The sequence below is a fragment of the Streptomyces sp. NPDC022910 genome, assembly GCF_055561075.1.
Genome location: NZ_JBVHHL010000003.1, coordinates 285,542 through 306,851 on the forward strand (window position 1 = coordinate 285,542; position 21,310 = coordinate 306,851).

A 21,310-nucleotide genomic window follows, 5' to 3' on the forward strand; every position below is an offset into this window, starting at 1 on the left:
TGAGGATGTGGGCACCACCTTCGAGAGCCTCCAGAGTGAACCGCTAAGCGCAGTCATAGTACTCGTGCAGGATGCCGACCGGATCACCGAACCGTCACCCTTGACGATCATATTCAGATGGAGCGTTGACTTCACAGGTCTATCCAACTCCACGGCAGCAAAGGCCCGATATCGGACGGTATTCAGCCACTCACGGCCACGCGACGAGGAAAGTCCGACGAATTCTTGAGCAGCTGTCCCAATAACCCGATGACAGCGCGAAGTTCACGACGTCGGTTTCGGCAAACCGCTTCATTGATGCGTACATTCGGGTGGTCTGTGCGCCCCGACTTACTGACGACTGGCGGCGCCATCTGGACCTACTCGTAACTTTGGTGAAGATGAGGGACGTTCGGACTCCGGTTAGTGCCGGCACCGCCGAAGTCTCATCCGTGCCGGAAACCTGGGATCAGCCGAATCTGTCGTTTCCCTCACCGACTCCATGAGATGTGGCCAAGTGAAACGTAGAACATTGTGGACAGGGCTCGCAGCTACGGCGGTCACCGCGGCAGCGGTTGTCACGGGGGTGACCGTCTGGACGAATCAGTCCCAGTCGGTCGCACCCCCGGAATCCAAGGCCCGGTCGCTGGACGACAGGACCAAGGAGGCAACCCTGCTCATGCAGGACGCCCTTGAGCAGCAGCAACGCCAAGACTTCCTTCGAGCTGCCCATACCTACCGGCGCGTGCTGGCACTGGACCCTCAAAACAAGTTCGCCTGGTACAGCCTGGGGACTGTCGCCCAGCAGTTGGGCAACACGGCCGATGCCCATACGTCCTTCGAGAAGGCGCTGAAGATCGATCCGTCATTCATGTCGGCTCTCTACAGCGAGGCGCTCCTACTAAAGTCGAGCGACTCCGAACGGGCCATCGAACTCCTGAAGCGTGCCGTTGGCGCCGAACCGAAGGCGGCTTCGGTTCGTATGCAACTCGGGCTCCTCCTGGCGGAGCAGAAACGCGACGACGAGGCCAAGGACGAGTTCAGTCGCGCTGTCGCGGAAAATCCCTCGCTCCTTCCCAACGTACCGCAGGGATTCCGGGATTCCGTGAGCCCCTCACCCACGTCGAGCAACGCAGGGAACCCCAGATGACGTCGACCGCGACACCGAGGTTCTCCGTCTTCACCCCCAGCCACCAGCCCCGTTTTCTCGATGAGTGCCTGGCGACCCTGCAGGCGCAGACCTGTCCGGACTGGGAGTGGATCGTCCTGCTCAACAACGGCGCCCGGTGGCAGCCCGAGCGACCCGACGAGCGGGTCCGTGTGGAGATCGCGGACGGCGTCCGCGGCGTCGGTGCGGCGAAGCGCAGAGCCTGTGAACTGGCGCGCGGCGAGATCCTGGTGGAACTCGACCACGACGACCTCCTGGCGAAGGCATGCCTCGCTGAGCTCGGCAAGGCGTTCGACGCCCACCCGGAGGCCGTCTTCGTCTACAGCGACACCGCGCAGATCACCGAGGACGGGAAGTGGGACGACTCCCGTTGGGACGAGCGGTACGGCTGGACGTACGAGGAGGTGCGCGTCGACGGCCGCAAGCTGCTGCGCGTCATCTCCATGGCGCCGACACCGCACAACGTCGCCTACATCTGGTACGCGCCCAACCACGTACGCGCGTTCCGCAAGGAGAGCTACGAGAAGGCCGGCGGGTACGACGCCACGCGTACGGTCCTGGATGACCAGGACCTGATGTGCCGTCTGTTCCATGTCGGTGACTTCCACCACATCCCTCGTTGTTTGTACCTGCAGCGGGTTCACGCCGCGAACACTCAGCGGGACCCGCAGATCAACGCGTACATCCAACGCGAGACGGTCGCTCTGTACGACAAGTACATTGAGGCCAACGCCCTCGCCTGGTGCGCGCGGCGTGGGCTGATCGCGCTGGACCTGGGCGCGGCGAACCGGAAACCGCCTGGCTACCTGGGCGTGGACCGGCAGCCGGGCAAGGGGGTGGACATCGTCGCGGCCCTGCCGGGGAAGCTGGACCTGCCGGACGCATCCGTCGGCCTGATCCGCGCGGTGGAATTCCTCGAGTACGTGCCCGACAAGGTGCCGTTGGTCAACGAGTTGTACCGGCTGCTGGCCCCAGGCGGGATGCTCCTCACCATGACGCCCAGTTCGGACGGTCGTGGCGCGTTCGAGCACCCGACGAGCGTCGCCTACTACAACGAAAGATCGTTCTCGTACTACACGGACAATCAGTACCGCGCCTCCGTGCCCGAGATCGAGGCGAAGTTCCAGAGTTCCCGGCTGGTCACCTACTTCCCGACCCAGTGGCACGCCGAGCACGACATCTCGTACGTAGTCGCCAACCTCATCGCAATGAAGGAGGGCGCCGCGCGGTGCGGCGGACTGCTGCTGGTCTAGGCGCAATGCCGCTGACTTTGGGTTGATCAGCTTGTAGCTTGTGGCCGGGAGGGGTGCTGGTGCCACGGGCTGGGCAGGTGAAGCCGCCGGTTGAGGAGCGGCTGTCGGATCGCATCGCGTTGGGCGTGTTGACGCGGGTGTTTCCGGCGGAGTTGGTCGACGAGGTCATTTCCGAGACGGGACGGGCTGAACAGCGTCATCGGCTGCTGCCCGCGCGGGTGACGGTCTACTTCGTGCTGGCGATGTGTCTGTTCTCGGGGCAGGCGTATGAGGAGGTCGCGCGGCTGCTGGCGGAGGGCCTGGCCTGGGCCGGCCGGTGGCGGGGAAGGTGGGAAGTGCCGTCCACTGGCGCGATCTCCCGGGCGCGGGCCCGGCTCGGCCCGGAGCCGCTGAGGGCCCTGTTCGCGCGGGTGTGCCAGCCAGTGGCGACGCGGGAGACCATCGGTGCCTGGTACCGGGGCCGGCGGGTGGTGGCGGTGGACGGCACCACGCTGGATGTGGCGGACACCCCCGACAACGACGCGTTCTTCGGGCGGCCGGGGTCCGGGCGTGGGGACAAGAAGAGCGCGTTTCCGCAGGTGCGGCTGGTGGTGCTGGCCGAGTGCGGCACGCATGCGGTGTTCGCCGCGGCCACTGGGCCGTGCACGGTGGCTGAGACGGTGCTCGCCGACACCCTGCTGCCGCACCTTCAGCCGGGGATGCTGCTGCTCGCCGACCGCAACTTCCCCGGCTATGACCGGTGGAAGGCCGCCGCCGCGACGGGCGCGGATCTGCTGTGGCGGGTCAAATCGGATGTCGTGCTGGTGGTGCGCGAGCAGTACGCGGACGGCTCGTACCTGTCGGAGATCTACGCGGCCCGGGACAAGCGCCGCGTGCACGGGCAGTTGGTGCGGGTGGTGGAGTACACCGTCGCCGGGCACGAGGAGGCCGGCCCGATCCGGTTGATCACCACGATCCTGGATCCGGAACAGGCGCCGGCGGCCGAATTGGCGGCCTTGTATCACGAGCGGTGGGAGGTGGAAGGGGTGCTGGACGAGATCAAGGTCCACCAGCGCGGCCCGGACGTGGTCCTGCGCTCCAGATACCCCGACGGCGTCGAGCAGGAGGTCTACGGCTTCCTCCTCGTCCATCACGCCGTGCGCCAGGTCATGCACCAGGCCGCAGACCGGGCCGGGACCGACCCCGACCGGCTGTCCTTCACCCGCTCCCTGCGCGTCGTGCGCCGCCAGGTCCCCGCCCAGGCGGCTTTTTCCCCCTGAGCGGCTGGCCGCTGCCTGGGACCGCACCCTCGCCGAGATCGCCCGACGCCTCTTACCGGTCCGCAGACTTCGCGCGTTCCCCCGCGTCGTCAAGCGCAAGATGTCCAACTGGGGCCTCAAACGCGCCCACCACCGCACCTGGCCCCAGCCCGCCGCCCCGCCGGCCGACGCCGTCACCATCGTTCCCGCGTCCAAAACCGCCCCGACCAAGCGAAAACCCAAGGCCACGGCTTAAAACAGCGGCATTGGGTCTAGGCGTTCAACGCATGAGGCGCCCTGCGGGACCATCCCGTAGGGCGCCTCATGCGTTCAGATGTCGCTACCCGTTCGCGCCGCGGCGGCCAGCGCGGCGAAGGCGGGCGTGTTCAGGGCCGCGGTCAGCTGGTCGTCCCACCGTGCGAGGGGGACGAGGCCGGCCCGCAGCCAGTTGCCGTGACCTAGTGTCCTGCGCCTGAAATTCGCCGGAGATATCGCGTGAGGGAGTCGAGGATCTCTTCGGCGGTCTTGGTCCATACGAAGGGCTTCGGGTCCTCGTTCCAGTCCTTGATCCAGGCGCGGATGTCCTTCTCCAGGCTCTGCACGCTTTTGGGACGCCGCGCCGGACCATCTGGTCGGTCAGGAAGCCGAACCATCGCTCGACCTGATTGATCCATGAGCTGCCGGTCGGGGTGAAGTGCATGTGGAACCGGGGGTGCCTGGCGAGCCACGCCTTGATCGCCGGTGTCTTGTGGGTGCCGTAGTTGTCACAGACCACATGGACGTCCAGCCCCTCGGGCACGGTCTTGTCGATGGCAGTCAGGAACTTCTTGAACTCCGCGGCGCGGTGCTGGCGGTGCGTCTCGCCGATGACGGTCCCGTCGGCGATGTTGAAGGCGGCGAACAGGGTGGTGGTGCCGTGCCGGACGTAGTCGTGGGTGCGCCGCTCGGGCATCCCCGGCATCATCGGCAGCACCGGCTGCGACCGGTCCAGCGCCTGGACCTGGGACTTCTCATCGACGCAGAGAACCACCGCCTTCTCGGGCGGGTTGTGGTAGAGCCCGACGACATCCACGACCTTCTCGACGAACAGCGGGTCGGTGGAGAGCTTGAAGGTGTCGGCCAGGTGCGGCTTGAGGCCGAAGTCCCGCCAGATCCGGCCGATGGTGGACTTCGATAGCCCGGACTTCTTCGCCATCGAGGCCCGCGACCAGTGCGTGGCGTTCTTCGGGGTCTCCTCCAGCGTGGCCACCAGCACCTCCTCGACCTGGTCCAGCGTGATGGACGCCGGCCGACCCGGCCGCTCCTCATCCACGAGTCCCTCAAGCCGCCGGGCCACGAACCGCCCTCGCCACTTGCCGACCGTGTCCGGGTGCACCCCAAGCTCCCTCGCAACCATGGCGTTTGACGCGCCGTCGGCGCAAGCCAGCACGATCTTGCATCGCAACGCCAGAGCCTGTGACGACTTCGCCCGACGGGCCCACCTGGTCAGCGTCGTCCGCTCGTCGTCCGTCAGTATCAACTCGGCCTTCGGCCGTCCCGTCCTCGCCACAGGACCAATTTACCTGACAAATTTCAGGCGCAGGACACTAGTACGCCGAACGTCGGGCGGGCAGCCGGTCGCGGGAACTTCTCCGTGCCGACCGGGCGGATCCGCTCCGGGTCGAGGCCGCTGAGTCGGAAGGTCTCCCGCGCCAGGCCGCACCACGTGGTGTGACCGGCCGCCGTGCCGTGGTAAATGCCTGCCGGCGCCCGCCCGGACAGCGCGGCGCGGCCGAGGGCGGCGAGCTGCCGGGCGAGCGCGCGGGACCAGGTCGGCTGACCGTGCTGGTCGGCCACCACGTCCAGGGTCTCGTGACGGGGTGGCGAGTTCGAGCATGGTCGCCACGAAGTTGGAGCCGTGCGCGCCGTAGAGCCAGGCGGTGCGAACGATGTAGCCGGTGTGTGGCAGCAGTTCGGTTACTGCCCGCTCGCCCGCCAGTTTGCTGCGCCCGTAGGCGTTGACGGGCTCCGTCGGCGCGTCTTCGGGGTACGGCCGACGGGAGTCAGCAGGGAGGACGTAGTCGGACGAGATGTGCAGCAGGAGTGCGCCGCTGTCTGCGCAGGCGTCTGCGAGGTGGCGGGCGCCCGTGCCGTTGACGGCCGTGGCCGCCTCCTCGGACCGTTCGGCGCCGTCGACGTCCGTCCAGGCAGCGCAGTTGACGACCACTCGGTGGCTTGCGACCGCCGCACGCACGGCTGTCGGGTCGGTGATGTCCAGCTGGCCGCGGCTCAGTCCCGTCACCACGCTGTCAGGATCAGCGGCGAGCTCGGCAAGCACTTCCTGACCGAGGAGCCCCAGTGCACCGGTCACCAGCCAGCTCGTGGTCATCGCAGCTCGGCCCTCGTCTTGAGCGGCTCCCACCAGGAGCGGTGTGCGCGGTACCAGGCGACCGTGGCAGCCAGGCCTTCCGTGAAGTCCACCTCCGGGGCGTAGCCGAGGTGTTCGCGGATCTTGCTGCCGTCCAGCGAGTAGCGAAGGTCATGGCCCTTGCGGTCGGCCACGTACTCGACCCGGTCCCAGCCCGCGCCCATCGCGTCCAGCAGCAGGCCGGTGAGCTTGTGGTTGGTCAACTCCGTGCCGCCACCGATGTTGTAGACCTCCCCGGCCGTGCCGCCGTGCAGGACGAGGTCGATGCCCCGGCAGTGGTCGGAGACGTGCAGCCAGTCGCGGATGTTGCGGCCGTCTCCGTACAGACGGACCGTCTTGCCGTCGATCAGGTTGGTGATGAAGAGCGGGATGAGTTTCTCGGGGAACTGGTACGGCCCGTAGTTGTTGGAGCACCGGGTGACCACGACGTCCAGGCCGTGAGTGCGGTGGTAGGCGAGCGCCAGCAGGTCGGAGCCGGCCTTCGAGGCGGAGTACGGGGAGTTCGGGGTCAGGGGCCACCCTTCGGTCCATGAGCCTTGCCTGATCGATCCGTACACCTCGTCGGTGGAAACGTGGACGAAGCGGCCTACGCCGTGCCGGTGGGCCGCGTCCAGGAGAACCTGCGTGCCCATCAGGTTGGTGCGGACGAACGGACCGGCGCCGTCGATCGACCGGTCCACGTGCGACTCGGCGGCGAAATGGACCACTGTGTCGTGCCCCGCCAACACTTGGTCGACCACGTCCGGGTCACAGATATCGCCCTGGACGAAGGTGTAGCCCGCGCGTTCCGCCACCGGCGCCAGATTCGCCTCCCTCTCTGTCAAAGTAGACCGAGTCAGGCATACTGGATGATTCATTGAGTCGAGGGCGGAGAGGGAGTAGTGCCCAGGTGGCCAGTACCAACGACCACGGGACCCCTGATCCGCAGGTAGAAGCCCGTTCGACCGGCCCGCGCCGGTACACAGCGGAGTACAAGGCGAGGATCCTCGCGGAGTACGAGAGGCTGGATAAGAAGGGCAAGGGCGCTCTGCTGCGGCGAGAAGGCCTGTACTCGTCGCTGATCACGACGTGGCGGCAGCAGCGGGACAAAGGGGGCCCTGGACGCGCTCGCCGCCCCGGCGGGACGCCCGAAGGCGGACCCGAGGGACAAGGAGATCGAGAAGCTCAAGGCGGAGAAGGCCCGCCTGGAAGCCGATCTGGCCAAGGCCCGCACCGTCATCGAGGTGCAGGGAAAACTCTCCGCGCTGCTCGACCAGTTCGCCACGGACAGCGCCCCGACCCGGAACGGCGAGAAGGACCAGTGACCCAAGCCCAGCTCGCGGCCGCGGTGTTCGACACCGTCCGCGACCAGGCCCTCGAGGAGCTCACTACGGTGGTCGGACGGGTCCAGGCGTGTGCGGCGCTCGGCGTGAGCCGGGCCACCTACTACCGCCACCACCGCCAGAGCTCCGCCCCCCAGCGGCCGCGGCCAGAACGGCGCCGGCATCCCCGGGCACTGTCGCCCGAGGAGGAGATGCGGGTCCTGGACGTGCTGCACTCCCCGGAGTTCGCCGACATGGCCCCCGCCGAGATCTACGCCGTCCTCCTCGACCGTGGCGTCTACCTGTGTTCGGAGTCGACGATGTACCGGCTCTTGCGCCGGCGCGGCGAGGTCCGTGAACGCCGCCGCCAGGCCGTCCACCCGCCCCGGACCGTCCCCGAGCTGGTCGCCGAGGACCCCAACCGCGTCTGGTCGTGGGACATCACGAAGCTGAAGGGGCCCGTCAAGGGCGTCTACTACTGCCTCTACACGATCATCGACATCTTCAGCCGCTACACCGTCGGCTGGATGATCGCCGCCCACGAGAACAAGGACCTCGCGGAGCGTTTCCTGTCCGAGACGATCGCCAAGTACGGCATCGAACCAGGCAAGTTGACGATCCACTCGGACCGCGGGTCCCCGATGATCGCGCAGAACGTCGCCCAGATGATGGCCACTCTCGGCGTCACCAAGTCGCATTCCCGCCCGAAGACGTCGAACGACAACCCCTACAGCGAGAGCCAGTACAAGACCCTGAAATACCGGCACGACTTCCCCGAACGGTTCGGCTCCCTGGAGGATGCCCGCACGTGGTGCGAGCGGTTCTTCACCTGGTACAACACGGAGCACCGGCACTCCGGGATCGGCCTGCACACCCCCTACGACATGCACTTCGGCCTCGCCGGACAACTCCGCGAGATGCGAGCCGACGTCCTGGAGGCGGTCTATGCGAAGCACCCCGAACGCTTCGTCCGCAAGCCACCCGAGCCTCCAAAGCTCCCCGCAGCGGCCTGGATCAACAAGCCGGCACCAGCAGGCCCACTGATACCAGCGCAACGTTAGAACGACCTACCTGCCTTGATCGCTTTGACAGGTTCCGCCTCGACCCCCGAGTAGGTGAGTTTGTCGAGGACGGTGATCCGCGCTGCCGGGTCCGATTCCAGCCGTCGGCGGACGTATTCCGAACCGATGAATCCGGCGCCGCCAGTCACAAGGATGCGCATGGTTCTCCGAGTTTTCTTGCCGGCCCCGCCAGGCAGATGGGTGTTGTCAAGTCGACCTCTTTCTGATCGACCGTCGGGTGATGTCCGATTTCCCCCCAGTGGTCGCGTCATGGGCGACGCGGCGGCGCATTCCTTGAGGGCGTGAGCGCGGACAGCGTGCGGACGGTGCCCGCGAGACCGAAGCCTCGGGGCACCGTCGATCATGTCCCGGTGAAGCGGTCAGCCAGCGCCGCATCGCCGCTCACATGAGGTTTACGGCACTCTGGTACAGACCGCGAATGCCTGGACGAAGGAGTTGCCGGGGAGCTGGTTGGCGGTGGCCTGCCACCCGTCCACCGGACTGGTCTTGAACGGTTGGCTCTGAATCACGCGGCCGGGGCTGCCACCAGGAGGGTTGCTAAGGAATCCGCCGCCGGTGATCTGGTCGTTGGCGTCGTCGCAGAACGCAGTCGACGGGGTGTCCGAAGTGGTTACCCGCGCACCTGTCTTGATGTAAGTGCTAACCCCAGCACCGGCGGTACCCTGGAAGCCCTGCGGGCCCCGGTCGCCCTGGAAGCCCTGCGGACCCCGCTCGCCGTCCTTACCCCGGTCGCCCTGGAAGCCCTGCGGACCCCGGTCGCCCTGGAAGCCCTGCGGACCCCGGTCGCCCTGGAAGCCCTGCGGACCCCGCTTGTTCTTGTCCTTGTCCTTGTCCTTGTCCTTGTCCTTGTCCTTGTCGCCGTCGGCACTCACGGCGCCGTTCGGCCCGGGGAGCGCCACACTGCCGTCGCCGCCGGACCTGTGGATCGCGTCGGCGATGGCCGTCGTGCTCGGGACGACGTTGAGTGCCACCGCAAGCGCGCCGGCCGTCACCAGAGTGACGGACTTCACGCGTGAACTTCGGATCGTTCTACGGCTCACAGAGAACCTTCCTCACTGGGCAGAGATCAGACCGCAAGCGTGCGCACTCGGTGCGCTTGGTTCGCATGCGTGTCGCGTCGCACTGGGCTACGGACGGAGCCAGTCTTCACTCGACACAACAGAAAGATTTACGATCCCATCCGTGTCATAGGCGAACATCACCCGTGCGGCCCCAAGTGAACTTTCCCCGCGCTTTCCTCGGCGCTTTCTTCGCTGTTCCCCCTTGCCAGGGACACGAAGGTTCGCCGCAAGAGCCGGGTTTACTGATGGGCAGTCATTTCAGGCGCCGGTCAGGAGACTTCTGCGATAGGCGGCGCAGTCCGGGAAGGAAGGCAGCAGGCCTCGCCGCTCGGCTTCCTCCAGTGTGGGCGCCGCGGCGTCTTTGTCGGAAAGGATCGGTTCGACCTCCTCGGGCCAGTCAATGGCCAACGCGGGGTCGAGCGGACTGATGTCGTACTCGCGCTGGGGCGCATATCCCTGCGAACACAGGTAGACGACGGTCGAGTCGTCCTCCAGAGCCATGAAGGCGTGGCCGAGCCCTTCCGAGAGGTAGACGCTGCGGTGGGTCGCGTCGTCGAGCCGAACCGCCTCCCACTCCCCAAACTCGGGGAGGCGGTGCGGATGTCGACGACCACGTCCAGGACGGCGCCGCTGACGCACGTGACGTACTTGGCCTGCCCCGGGGGGACCGACGCATAGTGGATACCGCGGAGAGTGCCGCGAACGGAGCGGGAGCAGTTGGCCTGCTCTAGCTGAAGCCCCTGACCATGGAATCGTGGAACCTGCGGCTCTGGAACAACTCGTGGAATCGGCCCCTGTTGTCCGTGAACACCTTCGGTGTGTCCACCCATGCCCCTTCGATACCGAGTGGTCTCACTGATCGCTTCCTTCCGCCAAGCAGCTCACTTGCCCGTCACTACCCCCGGGTTTCGGGACATCCGGAGCCGGACTTCAGACGGCGGGCGACGCGTCGCCGTGGGCAATGGAGGCGACGAGGGACCGGGGTTTACGGCCATTCGGTGGATTCTGGCTGCGCGGGTGTTTGAGCGAGACGAAATACCTCCTGGTGCTGGCATCTTGATGCCGCCACTCCCGGCTTCCTGAAGGGCCCCAGATGCAAGCTCCGCCCGCCAAGAGCGCAACGGTACCGACGCAGCACACGGCATTCGACAAGAAGACGGAGGCCGAACCACCGGGCAAAGGTCGCCTCGACGGCACCTGGTGGATCTGGGCCATGGCGGGAGCGCTGTACGTGATGTACGCGGCGGTATCGCTGCGTCTTCACCAACGGATGCTGACGGACAGTTATGACCTGGGAATCTTCGAACAGGTGGTCCGCTCGTACGCGGAAGGACACTTGCCGGTCTCCGAAGTGAAGGGGCAGGACTTTCCCGTCCTGGGGGATCACTTCTCCCCCATCCTGGCGCTCGTCGTGCCTTTCTACTGGGCATGGCGGGGAGCGGACACGCTTCTGGTCGTGCAGGCCGCGCTCCTCGCGGTGAGCGTCGTCCCTCTGACTCTTTGGGCACGCCGGACCCTGGGCGACCCGGCCGCAGCCGTGATCGGTGCCTGTTACGGCCTCTCATGGGGAATCGCGAGTGCGGTCGGCTACGACTTCCACGAAGTGGCGTTCGCCGTTCCGCTCCTGGCGTTCTCGTTGAGCGCTCTCGGAAATGGACGGCTGACCGCCGCAGCGTGCTGGGCTCTGCCCCTGCTGCTCGTGAAGGAAGACCTCGGACTCACGGTCCTCGTCATCGGTCTCGTCATCGCCCGGCGAGGCAACCGCAGGCTCGGATTGCTCACGGCTGCCGCCGGGCTCGCCGGATCAGCACTGGTGCTCCTCGTGATTGTGCCGGCCTTCAACCCGACCGGATCCTTCGCCTATTGGTCCTTGGTGGAGGAGAACCCTGGCAGTGCGGGCGGTCTGCTGGATCTGCTCCACCGGGGCACGATCGGTCTCATCACCCCCCAGACCAAGGTGTCGACCTTCGTACTCGTGCTGGCGCCCACCGTGTTCCTGGCGCTGCGGTCCCCACTGCTGTGGGTCGCCGTGCCGACTCTGGTGTGGCGCTTCGCGTCGAACAACGGTCTGCACTGGGGTACCGATTTCCACTACTCGCTCGTCCTGATGCCGATCGTCTTCGCGGCATTCGTCGACGCTCTGATCCGCCGTGGGACGAGCGAGCGCAGCCTGCGCCGTTATCTCGCGGGCTCCGCCGCGATCACCCTTATTATCCTTCCGAACTTCGCCCTGTTCCAGCTCGTCCAGCCGGACACCTGGCGGACCGATCCTCGGGTCGCCGTCGCCCGTCGTCTGATGGACAAGATCCCCGACGGGGTCACGGTCCAGACGTCCAACCATCTGGTGCCCCAGCTCGCCAACCGTACGAGCGTCAGCCTCTACGGCTCGTACGGCAGCCGCCCCAACCCCCAGTGGATCATGGTGGACACCTGGGTGCCGGGTAATGAGCGGGAGTGGCTGGGTGAGCCGCTGAGCGCTGAAGCGGAACAGCGGCGATTGGCGGAGGATCGCCGTCAGGGCTACGACCTCGTGGCGGAGCAGGACGGCTTTGTAGTGCTGCATCGCCGTGAGGTGACGCAGCAGCACCGGGGCTGATCGGACATCAAAGTCGTTCGGCGGGGCATCTGCCGCCAGTCACAGCCATCGTCGGGCTGCGGCCGGCGGCAGGTGCAGTTCTCCGGTCCGTCGGGACGGACACAGCATTTGCCGCGGCATGCGAAGACGACGCCCCGCCGCAAAGGCAACCAGAACACAGCTCCGCAGGAAGAGACGCCGTCACACAGAAGCGCCCTGCGCCGTTCTCAGCAGTGCCTCCCGACGCGATCCAGTGCCGCGCTGGGGCATGACGAGGTATCGGGAGTCCTCCAGCAACCCCATCAGGTAATGCCCGTATCCGCTCTTGAGCAGCGGCTGGGCCAGTTCCCGGAGCCGGTCGTCGTCGATCAGGCCTGCCCGCCAGACCGCCTCCTCGATGCAGCCGACCTTGAAACCCTGGCGCTCCTCGATCACCCGGACGAATTCCGACGCCTGAACCATGGAGGTGAAGGTTCCGGTGTCCAGCCACGCGGTGCCTCGGTCGAGCCGGGTGACGTGCAGCGTCCCGGCGTCCAGGTAGACGCGGTTGAGGTCGGTGATCTCCAACTCGCCTCTTGCGCTGGGCCGTAGTCCGCGTGCCACGTCCACGACGCGGTTGTCGTAGAAGTACAGCCCGGGCACGGCGTACCGGGACTTGGGCCGGGCCGGTTTCTCCTCGATGGACAGTGCCCGGCCCAAGTCGTCGAACTCCACCACGCCGTAGGCAGAGGGGTTGGCGACCTGGTAGGCGAACACCCTTCCACCCTTCAGGTCTTCGTGGCGGGCCAGCCGGGTGCCGAGGCCGCTCCCATGAAAGATGTTGTCGCCCAGAATCAGGGCGACCGACTCGTCACCGATGAATTCGGCCCCCAGGATGAAAGCCTGAGCAATCCCCTCCGGGCGCTCCTGTGCCACGTATTCCAGCCGCAGGCCCAATTGACTGCCGTCGCCGAGCAGCCTGACGAACTGGTGCTGATCTTCTGGCGTGGTGATGACCAGAATCTCCCGGACAGCGGCCATCACCAGCGTGGAAAGCGGATAATAGACCATGGGCTTGTCGAAGACTGGCAACAGCTGCTTCGACACCGAGCGGGTCAAGGGCCACAGTCGCGAGCCGGTACCCCCGGCCAACAAAATTCCGCGCATGCGATCACGATAGGTGAATTGCCCGCTAATGCCGCTTTCTTACACGGTCATGGACCGACTTCGATGCATCAGCGTGGTTCGATCACTGATCGGTTCGATTGCCCACCCGCAAGGTCCCTTGCAGCGTGAGCCGAACCGCCATAGCCAGCGACCTCCTCGGCGATCGCGGTGGCTTTCCCGCTGCCCCGGCAACCTTGGTTCCTGCCGATGCCGGTGCAGGTCGCCTCGTTCGGCCGCTGCCTGAAGTGCGTCTCCCCGGGCTTGGCTCCATACATGCCGATGCCTGCGCACGGTGCGCTGACGCCGGCCGCTCCGTCAGCGCGGCCTCCGGTCTCCGCGCCCGCGGCCCGGACAGGGTCAGTTGCCTTTTCTGGTGCCCCAGACGTAGACGCCGTCACCGATGCGGAGCATGGACCACAGTGCCTTGGCGTCGTCGTACCGGAGGTTCACGCAGCCGTGCGATCCCGGATCCTCGAAAATCGGCCGGTAGCTGGCGTGGAGGGCCTCACCCCGGTCGAAGAACTGGCTGTACGGCATCGGGCCGGGGTACAGGTGCGACCAGAACCTCTGCACGCGCCTGTAAATCCGGTGCCGACCGTTGCGCGTCGCGTGACCCGGCATCCCGGTACGGGCGGGGACGGGCCCGAAGGTGATCTTCCTTTTTTTCTGCACCCACAGCAACTGGCGGGACTGATCCACGCAGACCACGACTTTCGACCGGATCGGGCATCCGGTGAGTGACGTCCTGTGCGCCGTGGCCCAGTCCACGATCGCGGCTCGGTAGCTCACGAGGCCCGCATAGCCGTCCGCCGGGGTGATCTCGTACTTCTGCTGCATTCCCCGGATTGCCGTGCAGTCCTCCTCGGACTGCTTTCCGTCCTGAGGAAGGCCCAGATACTTTTCCACCCGTCGCTGATAAGGCCCCGTGGCGAGCCGGCATTCCGTGGTGCCGTCGTCTTCTGCCGGGCGGAACTCCCCCGTGGCCGCGGCCGATGCCACTGGGGCGGCGACCAGCACGAGCGAAAACGCCACGCCCGTCACGGTCCGGATAGGACTCCGTTGGAAGCGGACTCGTTGCTTGTTCGCCATCAGGTTCCCTCTCGTGCCCGTCCATGGAATTCCCGGCGTCCCAGGGGACTCGTTGACACTTCTTCTTCCTATCAAACGGACATACCACGGCTGTCACTCCGAACGACCAGCCGCCCTCCCGGAACGGTTGACCACGCGAGAGATGACGACAGAACACGACAGTGCCCCGGGCCGGACAGCCGGCCCGGGGCACTGTCATCGGTCAGGAGCGCCCGGGGAGGCGAAGCCGGTCATCCGCCATGGCTCGCCTCCTTCCCTTCCCCTTTGATTGCCCGTCATGGAGGAGTACGCCGTGCCGGTGTCATGGACGACGTAGTAGGTCGTGCGTTGCTGAACGGCGGTGCGGTTGCCCCTGCAGCGCCTGCCGCAGGCTTGGCGGCGTGGCTGATTCCGGTAGCGTACCGGGACCGGTACGTCACTGGCTGTTCACCCTCGGAAGCGGGGAATGTTGGATTCCGGGAGCACGCTCCCGGCGTGAGACGTATCGCAGGAATCGTCCTCGCGGTGCTGCTGATCGGTGGCGTGGTGGCCGCCGTCGTCGCGGGCCGCAACAACGAGGACAAGGGCACGGCAACGAAGACCGTGCGCGTGGTGATCGGATCGGAGAAGGCGGAGTTCTTCGCGGATCCGGACGTGGTGAAGGCCCTCGCCGCCAAGGGCTACACCGTGAAGACGGAGACCTCCGGGTCGTGGGCCATGGAGGGGCTGGACCTCAAGGGGTACGACGTCGCCTTCCCCTCCAGCCAGGCGCCCGCCGCCGAGCTCGCCGCGAAGTACAAGGTACGGGGGACCCTCCCTCGTCCCTTCTACTCGCCGCTCGTCGTCGTCGCCCACCGCGGCGCCGCTGAGGTGCTCGCCGGGAACGGCCTGGCCACGCTCGCCGGGAAGAACCGCGGACTTCTGAAGATGGCCGCGTACCTCGACGCGGCCCGGCACGACCGCACCTGGCAGCAACTCAAGGGGGCGATGAAGTATGGGGAGTTGACTGGCACTCTCTACATCGCGAGCACCGACCCGGAGACCTCCAACTCCGGCGCCCTCTACCTCGCCGCCGCCTCCTACGTCGCGAACGGCGGCCGCGTGGCGGCCAGTGACGCCGACGTCGAGCGCACCGCGCCCCTGTTGCGCAAGCTGGTCAGCGTCCAGGGCGCCCAGCAGTCCAGCTCGGACGCGGGCTTCCGGGACTTCGTCAGCGGCGCCGGCAACCCGCTCGTCCTCGTCTACGAATCGCAGGTCGCCTCCCTGCTCGAGGAGCATCACAACCCCGACGACCTGGTGGTCCTCTACCCGGACACCACCGTCAACAGTGACCACACGGTCGTGCCGCTCACCGATGAGGGGCGCGGGCTTGCCGACCTCCTGGGCAGTGACCCGGCGTTGCGCAAGCTGGAGGTCCGGCACGGGTTCCGGCCTCAGGGCGACACCGCCGAGTTCACGGCGGCCACCGCCTCGTACACCTCGTACCTCAACCAGAAGCTGACCGGCATCCGGCAGGCGCCCGTGCCCACCTCCGCGGTGCTGCACGAGATGGCGCGCCGGGCCCGGGCCCAGGGGGGAGACCGCACATGACCGACAACGACGACGCCTTCACCTTGACCCCGCCCGAGCCCGTTGCCCCCGTGCCGCGGGAGAAGGCCGGCGGGCTCGTACCGCTCGACGACTCCGTACGCGCGGACATGGACCGGAAGGCCACCGCCTATATCGAGGGGCTCGCCGCGCTCGACGCCCGCTCTCCCCAATTCGCCGGCAGGGTGGGGGAGATCACCGCGCTCGGCGCGAGCGAGATGCGCAACGCCGCCGCCCAGTCCAACCGTATGCTGGAGCGCACCATCCGCAGCCTGCCCGGAAAGGGCGAGGACGCCCAGTCGAGGGTCGGCGGCTCGCTCGTCGAACTGCGGCGGGTGGTGGAGGACCTGGATCCGCGCGACCTGCCGGCCAACAAGGGGCGGAAGTTCCTCTCCCGGCTCCCCGGCGGCAACAAGCTGCGCGACCACGTCGCCAAGTACGCCTCCGCGCAAGGCACCCTGAACAAGATCGTGGGGTCCCTGCGCGGCGGTCAGGACGAACTGCGCCGCGACAACGCGGCACTCCAGACCGAGCGCGTGCGCCTCTGGGAGACCATGGGCAAGCTTCAGGAGTACGTCGTACTCACCGAGGCTTTGGACACAGCGGTCGAGCAGCACATCGCGGGCGTCGAGGCGGCCGATCCCGCTCGGGGCGACACCCTGCGGGCCGATGTCCTGTTCCCGGTCCGGCAGAAGCACCAGGACCTGCTGACCCAGCTCGCGGTGTGTGCGCAGGGCTACCTCGCCATGGACGTCGTGCGCCGCAACAACGACGAACTGATCAAGGGCGTGGACCGTGCGGCCACCACGACCGTCTCGGCGCTGCGCATCTCCGTGATGCTCGCCTCCGCCCTGGACAACCAGCGCAAGGTCGTCGACCAGGTGAACGCCCTGCGGGGCACCACCGAGGACCTCATCCGAGGCAACGCCGAGATGCTCGCGACGCAGAGCGGCGAGATCCAGCGCATCGCCGCCGATCCGGCGGTCGGCGCGGAGACGCTCCGCTCGGCCTTCCAGCAGATCTACCGCACCCTCGACGCCATCGACACCTACAAGGCGCAGGCGACGCAGACCATGGCGGCCACGGTGGAGTCCCTGACGGCGGAACTGCAGGAGGCGAGCTCGTACTTGGAGCGGAGCCGGTCGCAGGGCGCGCTGGAGGGGGGGCTCGGATGAGACGACGTCTGGCCGTGGTCGCCGGGCTCGCCGTCCTGCTGACCGCCTGTACGGCCCAGAAGGACGAGCCGAAGGACCGCGGCGCGCCCGGACCCGGCACCCTGCGCGTCCTCGCCTCCAGTGAGCTCAGCGACATGGCGCCGGTCCTCGACCAGGTACGCAAGAGCACCGGTATCACCGTCCGGCCCACCTACATGGGCACCCTCGACGCCGTGGACCTCCTGGCGAAGGGCAAGGTCGACGGCGCGTACGACGCCCTGTGGCTCTCCTCCGACGACTACCTCCGCCTCCGCCCCGACGCCGCGAGCAAGGTCGTCTCCGAGACGCCGGTCATGTCCAGCCCGGTCGCCATCGGTGTCAAGCCCCGGACCATCAGCGCACTCCACTGGAAGCCCGACCATGTCACCTGGTCGCAGGTCGAGCAGGCCGTACAGGACGGCAGGCTCACCTACGGCATGACCGACCCCGCCCGCTCCAACTCCGGGTTCTCCACGCTGATCTCGGTCGCCTCCGGGCTGTCCGGCGCTCAGTCCGCGCTCACCGAGGCGGACGTCGCCAAGGCCACCCCGAAGCTGAAGGAGTTCTTCAAGGGGCAGAAGCTGACATCGGGCTCGTCCGGCTGGCTGGCCACCGCGTACACCCGCCGCGGCAGCGTCGACGCCCTGCTCAACTACGAATCCGTCCTCAAGGGCATCCGGGGCCTGACCGTGATCCGCCCCCGCGACGGCGTGGTCACCGCCGACTACCCTCTCTCCTCGCTGGCCTCGACGAGCCCCGGCACCCGCGACGACGTCCGCCGTCTCGCCGACGCCCTGCGCACCCCGGCCGTGCAGCGGCTGATCACCGAACGCACGCACCGCCGTCCGGTGGTCGCGTCGGTACGGCCCGCCGCGGGTCTCGACCCGAGCCGGCGGCGGGAACTGCCCTTCCCGGGCACGCGTTCCGTGGCCGACCGCCTTCTCGACGCGTACGAGAACAAGCTGCGTCGGCCGTCCCGGACCGTCTACGTCCTGGACACCTCCGGATCGATGGAGGGCGACCGCCTCGCACGGCTGAAAAAGGCCCTCACCGATCTCACGGGCGACTTCCGCGATCGCGAGGAGGTCACGCTGATGCCGTTCGGGTCGCAGGTGAAGAGCGTGCGGACGCATGTCGTCAGCCCCTCCGATCCGCAACGGGGCCTGGACGCCATCCGCGCGGACACCCGGGCGCTCAGTGCCGACGGTGACACCGCCATCTACACGTCCCTGGAGAAGGCGTACGAGCACCTCGGCGACGACCGCGACACCTTCACCTCGATCGTGCTGATGACGGACGGCGAGAACACCACGGGCGCCGGGGCCGGGGACTTCGACGGCTTCCACGGCCGGCTGAGTGGCCACCAGCGGGACATCCCCGTCTTTCCCATCCTCTTCGGCGACTCCGACCGGGCGGAGCTGCAGCACATCGCCGACCTGACCGGCGGGCGTCTGTTCGACGCCCGGAAGGGCTCGCTCGACGGCGCCTTCGAGGAGATCCGTGGCTACCAGTAGGCTCATGCGGTACGTCGAGTCCCGGAAGAACCTCACCGGGAGCGCCTGCGGACTTGCCGGTCTCGTGCTCACCTTCACCGGCGTCGCGGGCCCGTACTGGCCCGTCGTCGTCGCCGGGCTGTACGGCGCCGGCGCGCTGATCGCCCCGCCCGAGCGTCCCACGCTGCCGGACTTTCCCGACGCGTCCGCCGAACTGGACGAGCTGCGGGACGATTTCGAGAAGCTGCGCCCGTATCTTGCGGACGTCGAACTGCCACCCGCCGCCTCCGGCCGGCTCACCGAACTGACCGAGCTGTTGTCCGGGTTGCTGGAGCCCGGCTGGGTCGCCGAGGTGCTCGCGCAGGACCCCGAGGGCGTGCACTCGCTGTCACGGGCCGTGCGGCAGGACATCCCGGAGGCCGTCGACACCTTCGTAAGGACCCGCTGGTGGAACCGGCTGGCACCGGGGCAGGAGCCGCCGGAACGTCATCTGGAGCGCCAGCTCACCCTGCTCCACGACGAGGCGGACCGGCTCGCCTCGGCCCTGCGCGAGACGGAGGCACGGCGGCAGGAGACCCACACGCGGTACCTGGAGGACCGCTCCAAGTGAGCCGCGCGCAGCACCCGTACAGGCCGGGGCCCCGCACGCCGTTGTGCGGGGCCCCGGCCTGTACGGGTGCTGTCACCACGGCCGGTCTTGTCGACGTCGCAGGTCAGGGCAAGTCCGACCGGCCGCGGAGTTCATACGGGGGCGTCAGCCCAGGCGCTGCACCAGCGCGCGGTACTCGTCCCACAGTTCCTTCGGCGTGTGGTCGCCGAAGGTGTTGAGGTGCTCGGGGACCAGGGCGGCCTCCTCGCGCCACACGTCCTTGTCGACGGTGAGCAGGAACTCCAGGTCGGACTCCGACAGCTCCAGGCCGTTCGTGTCCAGCGCGGCCTTCGTCGGCAGAACGCCGATCGGGGTCTCGACGCCCTCGGCCTTGCCCTCGAGGCGCTCCACGATCCACTTCAGGACGCGGCTGTTCTCGCCGAAGCCCGGCCAGACGAACTTGCCCTCGTCGTTCTTGCGGAACCAGTTGACGTAGTAGATCTTCGGCAGCTTGGACTGGTCCTTGTCCTTGGCGACCTCGATCCAGTGGCCCATGTAGTCACCCATGTTGTAGCCGCAGAACGGCAGCATCGCGAACGGGTCGCGGCGAAGCTCGCCGACCTTGCCCTCGGCGGCGGCGGTCTTCTCGGAGGCCACGTTGGCGCCGAGGAAGACGCCGTGGTTCCAGTCGAAGGACTCCGTGACCAGCGGGACCGCGGTGGCGCGGCGACCGCCGAAGAGGATCGCCGAGATCGGCACGCCCTTCGGGTCCTCCCATTCGGGCGCGATGATCGGGCACTGGGAGGCGGGGACGGTGAAGCGGGCGTTCGGGTGGGCGGCCGGGGTCCCCGACTCCGGCGTCCAGTCGTTGCCCTTCCAGTCGGTGAGGTGGGCCGGAGTCTCCTCCGTCATGCCCTCCCACCAGATGTCGTTGTCGTCGGTGAGGGCGACGTTGGTGAAGACGGAGTTGCCCCACAGCGTCTTCATCGCGTTGGCGTTGGTGTGCTCACCGGTGCCGGGCGCGACGCCGAAGAAGCCGGCCTCGGGGTTGATCGCGTACAGGCGGCCGTCCTCGCCGAACCGCATCCACGCGATGTCGTCGCCGATCGTCTCGACGGTCCAGCCGGAGATCGTCGGCTCCAGCATGGCGAGGTTCGTCTTGCCGCAGGCGCTCGGGAAGGCGGCGGCGACGTACTTCGACTCGCCCTCCCGTCGCTCCCCACCACCCTCAAACGAGGCCCTTCGGGCCGCAGGGTCATCCTGCGGCGGGGTCAGCTTGAGGATCAGCATGTGCTCGGCCAGCCAGCCCTCGTCGCGCGCCATCACGGAGGCGATGCGCAGGGCGTAGCACTTCTTGCCGAGCAGCGCGTTGCCGCCGTAGCCGGAGCCGTACGACCAGATCTCGCGGCTCTCGGGGAAGTGCGAGATGTACTTGGTCTGGTTGCAGGGCCAGGGAACGTCCTCCTGGCCGGGCTCCAGCGGGGCGCCCAGGGAGTGGACGGCCTTGACGAAGAAGCCCTCGGAGCCGAGTTCGTCGAGGACCGCCTCACCCATGCGCGTCATGGTGCGCATGGAGACCGCCACGTACGCGGAGTCGGTGATCTCCACGCCGATCGCGGAGAGCGGCGAGCCCAGCGGGCCCATGCAGAACGGCACGACGTACATCGTGCGACCGCGCATGGAGCCGCGGAACAGACCGTTCTCCCCCTGGAATATCTCCCGCATCTCGGCGGGGGCCTTCCAATGGTTGGTCGGACCCGCGTCCTGCTCCTTCTCGGAACAGATGAACGTCCGGTCCTCGACCCGCGCGACATCGGTCGGGTCGGAGGCGGCGTAGTAAGAATTCGGGCGCTTGATCGGGTCGAGCTTCTTGAACGTGCCCTTGCGGACGAGCTCCTCGCACAGTCGCTCGTATTCGGCCTCGGATCCGTCACACCAGACCACGCTGTCCGGCTGCGTCAGTTCGACGACCTCGTTGACCCACGAGATCAGTTCCTTGTGCTGGGTGGGGACCGTTGAGGGAGCCGCGTTGTCGCGCGCCACGATTGCTCCTAGATGAGGGGTTTTCTGTTGACTGCCCCGTGGGGGCTGCGACCCGGATGCTTCGTAGCCGCTCATCCGGTGCCGACCGCACTCATTTGATCATCCGACGAGATTGCCCATCTGTCCA

The 21,310-nt window shown here is 67.4% G+C and carries 14 protein-coding genes and 4 pseudogenes; 9 read left to right on the forward strand and 9 right to left on the reverse strand.

The genetic code is table 11. The features are described from left to right. Nucleotides 1-658 precede the first annotated feature (658 nt). From ACZ3TS_RS04690 to ACZ3TS_RS04700, 3 genes are read left to right on the forward strand one after another with little or no spacing between them, the layout of a single operon-like run. A complete protein-coding gene (locus ACZ3TS_RS04690) occupies nucleotides 659-1,129 on the forward strand; it encodes a tetratricopeptide repeat protein (protein ID WP_467613609.1) in 471 nt (156 codons plus the stop codon). Then, entirely contained in the window at nucleotides 1,126-2,400 is a 1,275-nt protein-coding gene (locus ACZ3TS_RS04695; RefSeq protein ID WP_467613610.1) for a glycosyltransferase, read from the forward strand. The genes ACZ3TS_RS04690 and ACZ3TS_RS04695 overlap by 4 nt, the downstream gene beginning before the upstream one ends. A 59-nt stretch (nucleotides 2,401-2,459) precedes the next feature. Then, complete coding sequence (locus ACZ3TS_RS04700) at nucleotides 2,460-3,659, forward strand: IS4 family transposase (protein WP_467613611.1); 1,200 nt, start codon at nucleotides 2,460-2,462, stop codon at nucleotides 3,657-3,659. A gap of 437 nt (nucleotides 3,660-4,096) precedes the next feature. Here the strand turns inward: ACZ3TS_RS04700 and ACZ3TS_RS04705 are convergent. From ACZ3TS_RS04705 to rfbB, 3 genes and pseudogenes are all read right to left on the reverse strand, one after another. After that, nucleotides 4,097-5,187: pseudogene (locus ACZ3TS_RS04705) on the reverse strand (IS630 family transposase). Nucleotides 5,188-5,225: 38 nt separating this feature from the next. Continuing rightward, a pseudogene (gene rfbD, locus ACZ3TS_RS04710) lies at nucleotides 5,226-6,006 on the reverse strand (dTDP-4-dehydrorhamnose reductase); the annotation flags it as partial. Further along, nucleotides 6,003-7,010: a dTDP-glucose 4,6-dehydratase gene (rfbB, locus tag ACZ3TS_RS04715; protein WP_467613660.1), complete on the reverse strand. Its 1,008-nt coding sequence runs from the start codon at nucleotides 7,008-7,010 to the stop codon at nucleotides 6,003-6,005. The pseudogene rfbD and the gene rfbB, both read right to left, overlap by 4 nt. Between rfbB and ACZ3TS_RS04720 the strand changes: the two genes are divergently transcribed. Further along, nucleotides 6,935-8,407, forward strand: a complete 1,473-nt coding sequence (locus ACZ3TS_RS04720) for an IS3 family transposase (protein ID WP_467613612.1) — start codon at nucleotides 6,935-6,937, stop codon at nucleotides 8,405-8,407. The two genes, rfbB and ACZ3TS_RS04720, sit on opposite strands and share 76 nt — an antisense overlap. A gap of 35 nt (nucleotides 8,408-8,442) precedes the next feature. Here ACZ3TS_RS04720 and ACZ3TS_RS04725 read toward each other — a convergent pair. The 3 genes and pseudogenes from ACZ3TS_RS04725 to rfbC all read right to left on the reverse strand — a co-directional run. Further along, a pseudogene (locus tag ACZ3TS_RS04725) lies at nucleotides 8,443-8,568 on the reverse strand (NAD-dependent epimerase/dehydratase family protein); the annotation flags it as partial. A 252-nt stretch (nucleotides 8,569-8,820) separates the two neighbouring features. Then, the gene (locus ACZ3TS_RS04730) at nucleotides 8,821-9,438 is read right to left on the reverse strand and encodes a hypothetical protein (protein ID WP_467613613.1); all 618 of its coding nucleotides are present in this window, start codon (nucleotides 9,436-9,438) and stop codon (nucleotides 8,821-8,823) included. 309 nt (nucleotides 9,439-9,747) lie between these two features. Next, nucleotides 9,748-10,345: pseudogene (gene rfbC, locus ACZ3TS_RS04735) on the reverse strand (dTDP-4-dehydrorhamnose 3,5-epimerase). A 237-nt stretch (nucleotides 10,346-10,582) separates the two neighbouring features. Here rfbC and ACZ3TS_RS04740 point away from each other — a divergent pair. Next, nucleotides 10,583-12,085: a DUF2079 domain-containing protein gene (locus tag ACZ3TS_RS04740; RefSeq protein ID WP_467613614.1), complete on the forward strand. Its 1,503-nt coding sequence runs from the start codon at nucleotides 10,583-10,585 to the stop codon at nucleotides 12,083-12,085. Nucleotides 12,086-12,265: 180 nt separating this feature from the next. On the opposite strand, the gene rfbA is transcribed toward ACZ3TS_RS04740, so the two are convergent. Both rfbA and ACZ3TS_RS04750 read right to left on the reverse strand, forming a co-directional pair. Then, nucleotides 12,266-13,210, reverse strand: a complete 945-nt coding sequence (gene rfbA / locus ACZ3TS_RS04745) for a glucose-1-phosphate thymidylyltransferase RfbA (RefSeq protein WP_467613615.1) — start codon at nucleotides 13,208-13,210, stop codon at nucleotides 12,266-12,268. Nucleotides 13,211-13,567: 357 nt separating this feature from the next. Further along, on the reverse strand, nucleotides 13,568-14,251 hold the full coding sequence (locus tag ACZ3TS_RS04750; RefSeq protein WP_467613616.1) for a L,D-transpeptidase family protein: 684 nt from the start codon (nucleotides 14,249-14,251) through the stop codon (nucleotides 13,568-13,570). Nucleotides 14,252-14,773: 522 nt separating this feature from the next. Between ACZ3TS_RS04750 and ACZ3TS_RS04755 the strand changes: the two genes are divergently transcribed. The 4 genes from ACZ3TS_RS04755 to ACZ3TS_RS04770 are packed head-to-tail and all read left to right on the forward strand — an operon-like array spanning nucleotide 14,774 to nucleotide 19,161. After that, complete coding sequence (locus ACZ3TS_RS04755) at nucleotides 14,774-15,868, forward strand: substrate-binding domain-containing protein (RefSeq protein ID WP_467613617.1); 1,095 nt, start codon at nucleotides 14,774-14,776, stop codon at nucleotides 15,866-15,868. Beyond that, the gene (locus ACZ3TS_RS04760) at nucleotides 15,865-17,040 is read left to right on the forward strand and encodes a toxic anion resistance protein (protein WP_467613618.1); all 1,176 of its coding nucleotides are present in this window, start codon (nucleotides 15,865-15,867) and stop codon (nucleotides 17,038-17,040) included. Before ACZ3TS_RS04755 ends, ACZ3TS_RS04760 begins: the two co-directional genes overlap by 4 nt. Next, nucleotides 17,037-18,572, forward strand: a complete 1,536-nt coding sequence (locus ACZ3TS_RS04765) for a substrate-binding and vWA domain-containing protein (RefSeq protein ID WP_467613619.1) — start codon at nucleotides 17,037-17,039, stop codon at nucleotides 18,570-18,572. Before ACZ3TS_RS04760 ends, ACZ3TS_RS04765 begins: the two co-directional genes overlap by 4 nt. Before the next feature lie 4 nt (nucleotides 18,573-18,576). After that, nucleotides 18,577-19,161, forward strand: a complete 585-nt coding sequence (locus ACZ3TS_RS04770; protein ID WP_467613661.1) for a hypothetical protein — start codon at nucleotides 18,577-18,579, stop codon at nucleotides 19,159-19,161. Nucleotides 19,162-19,305: 144 nt separating this feature from the next. On the opposite strand, the gene ACZ3TS_RS04775 is transcribed toward ACZ3TS_RS04770, so the two are convergent. Further along, complete coding sequence (locus ACZ3TS_RS04775) at nucleotides 19,306-21,183, reverse strand: phosphoenolpyruvate carboxykinase (GTP) (protein ID WP_467613620.1); 1,878 nt, start codon at nucleotides 21,181-21,183, stop codon at nucleotides 19,306-19,308. Between the last annotated feature and the right edge of the window lie 127 nt (nucleotides 21,184-21,310).